The organism is Spiroplasma endosymbiont of Megaselia nigra, from assembly GCF_003987485.1.
Taxonomy (GTDB): domain Bacteria; phylum Bacillota_I; class Bacilli_A; order Mycoplasmatales; family Mycoplasmataceae; genus Spiroplasma.
Genome location: NZ_RCOO01000171.1, coordinates 1 through 2,302, shown reverse-complemented (window position 1 = coordinate 2,302; position 2,302 = coordinate 1). Strand labels below are relative to the sequence as shown.

The 2,302-nt window shown below is 29.5% G+C and carries 3 protein-coding genes; 1 reads left to right on the top strand and 2 read right to left on the bottom strand.

What is annotated here, in order from left to right; genetic code table 4:
- Window positions 1-478 (top strand): Kelch repeat-containing protein (locus D9R21_RS05785; RefSeq protein ID WP_206609244.1); only part of this gene is annotated, 478 nt, incomplete at its 5' end.
- Between the two features lie 200 nt (window positions 479-678).
- Here D9R21_RS05785 and D9R21_RS05775 read toward each other — a convergent pair.
- Together D9R21_RS05775 and D9R21_RS07405 are read right to left on the bottom strand one after the other, a co-directional pair.
- Window positions 679-1,272 carry a hypothetical protein gene (locus tag D9R21_RS05775; protein ID WP_126821456.1) on the bottom strand — a complete coding sequence of 198 codons (594 nt, stop codon included), beginning with the start codon at window positions 1,270-1,272 and terminating at the stop codon, window positions 679-681.
- A gap of 608 nt (window positions 1,273-1,880) precedes the next feature.
- Window positions 1,881-2,302, bottom strand: a 422-nt coding sequence (locus D9R21_RS07405) for a hypothetical protein (protein WP_158613935.1), incomplete at its 5' end; no start/stop codon positions are given.

The window sequence follows — 2,302 nt, the reverse complement described above, 5'->3', positions numbered from 1 at the left end:
TCCGATGAATAATGCAAATAAATTTATGTTTTTTAATATAAAAATAAAAAAAACAATCTCACAAGAGTTGTTTTTTGCCGGTTCATCGTACAGGACGCCATACATAAAAAATATAAATATTAATAAAAAAGATATAGAAGGTATAGTTAATACTAATAAAAAAACTAATTCTTTTAGAGTTTTATTAAATAATAAAGTTTATTTTTGTTCAAATGATAATAATGTGTATGAATATAATCCAGAAACAAAACAACAAAAAATTATTATTACAGCAGATGGTCCAATTTTACTTCCTGGATTTGTATTAAATAATAAACTATATTTTATTTTAAATAATGGTCAAGTTTATGAATATGACCCTGCAACAAGCCAACAAAAAATCGTTACTACAGCAGATGGTCCAATTCCTTATGCTGGAGTTGTATTAAATGATAAATTATATAAGTTACCCTATAATTATTTATACGACCAAAAATAGTCAAAAATATTATGAAATGAAAGATAGTATTGAATTACAATTAAAAATGACACTTAAAGAAAAAAATGAAATATATAATGTTGCTGTTTTAGCTGTAAAAGATGATGAAAAAATCCGCACCAGCCAAATAGAATAATTAATAATTGAGTTAATAATTATATAAATTTATTTATGTTTAATAAAAACAGCGTGTGCTGTTTTTATTTTTCTTTATTCCAAATCTCATAAGTGTTTTGGGGCGAATAAGCACCAATAATGTTGGTTTGATTTTTAATTCAAGTTGCGAGTGTTTGAGTGGGGGTAATTCAGTGAATTTTACCACCCGCAACAAGTCACTCACGCAAGTTAATTAGTTTCGTTCTAAACCGGTCGGGTGACTTGCGGGTGCGTTCAAATTCAACATAAATTTCGCTATCATCGTTTTTGGTAATGATTAAGTCGGGATAAGCATTCAAATTGCCGTTTTCCATTTTGAGTTCACGCTCTGTTTGATAGTGTTCAATGTCGGTCTGACTACAAAGTCATTTAATAAGCATATCTTGGTGTTGTAACTCATAGTAATTTACTTTGATGCTTTTTTTATGCTCACGCCCTAAATGACTTTGTGCTTTACTAGTTAAAGTATAATAATTTTTCTTCGGCAGAGTATCCACATTCAGCATTTTTAAATTTACTAATTTTTCTTTTTGTAATTGAATTGTTTTAATATTTTTCTTTAATAACAAAGCTATTTGTTCTAAGTTCAAATACCCCCAACGATTTATCATCAGCAATATTTTTTCTAACTCACCCATGAATAACACATCCTTACCAACCACTCTTATATTACTAACAGGGCGGGGTTTTTTCTTTTTTGCGTTCGCTTTTTTCTTTTAAGGGCATGGGCAAAAAGAAAAAAGGAACTAGGTGGGTTTTTATTGGTTATGTTAATTGCAATTAACATAACCAATAAAAACCCACCACTGCGGAACACCAACATTAAGCCGAAACCTCGTGCTATCAACAACCGTTGGGAGTGCGAGGTTTCGGGTGCTTGGCGTGCCAAAATGCTTGTTTTCTGAAGTATAAACAAAATTATTAATAAGTATATAAACTTAATAAATACTTATTACAATTATATATTAAAATTAATATATTTAGTGTTATATTCAATAAAATTACTACTAAATTTAGTTTTAAAATAACTAGAATTTAATATAATTTTTCTTTTTGTATAGTATAGGAATAGTTTTGGAATTATATTGGAAGAAAAGGTATAATAAAGTAGGTGATTTGGCAAACAGCAAAAACGATATGATAAAGACCATATCTTGCGTTTGTTTATTCGTTGTCTTGCTACACTGTGGTTTTACGCAAGTTCTCTGCTTTGTTGATAGGGGAGTTGAAAAACTCGATAGGGGAGTTAGTCTAAATTGTCTAATTCCACTAATAATTGATTGAGTTCTTCTTCGGATAATTTTGGCGGATTACCCTTGTTTTTTTCATACAGGGTGTTATAATCATCAACAAGAGAACAATTCTCTTGTTTGTCATTTTTTACTTTATTAGCAGAATGTTTGGCTTTGATTGAAGCTTGGTATTCTGCTTTTTGTTTGGCCATTGCTTGTAGTTCTGTTTGATATTTTTTATCAACGTCAGTCAAAAATTCTTCGCGGTTTTTAAACTTACGAAGGCGAGGTTCAACTGCTTGTCATTTTTCAAATTGACGATGTAAAGTATTTAAATGATGAAATTGATACATGTTTGTTTTAATCATCGCGTCATACCCTGTTGCTTTGATCTTTTCATCAAAATAAAACACATAATAAGCACCAAAAACTTTAA